The 291-nt window shown below is 74.2% G+C and carries 1 protein-coding gene; it reads left to right on the top strand.

Annotated elements, in window-relative coordinates; all coding sequences use genetic code 11:
• On the top strand, positions 1 to 291 hold a 291-nt coding region (locus tag I8J34_RS24410), incomplete at both ends, for an AMP-binding protein (RefSeq protein WP_214364217.1).

Raw genomic sequence — 291 nt, 5'->3', positions numbered from 1 at the left:
CCACGGGCCCGACTGGCCGGGCTGGTTCGTCGGCGGCGAGCTCGACCTGTTCGAGAACCTCGTCGGCCGCCGCGCCCGGGCCACCCCCGACCAGCCCGCGATGTTATGGGAGAGCGAAGACGGCGACCTGAGCCGCTTCACCTGGCGCGAGCTGGACGATGCGGCCCGGCGCCTCACCACCGCGCTGGCGCGGCTGGGCGTGTGCCCTGCCGAGCGCAGCGCCGTGTTCCTGCCCATGGTGCCAGAGACCGCGGTGGTATTCCTCGCCGCCGCCCGCCTCTGCGCCATCGT

The organism is Denitromonas iodatirespirans (assembly GCF_018524365.1).
In the GTDB taxonomy this organism is placed as follows: Bacteria; Pseudomonadota; Gammaproteobacteria; order Burkholderiales; family Rhodocyclaceae; genus Nitrogeniibacter; species Nitrogeniibacter iodatirespirans.
This window is presented reverse-complemented; position numbering and strand designations above follow the sequence as displayed.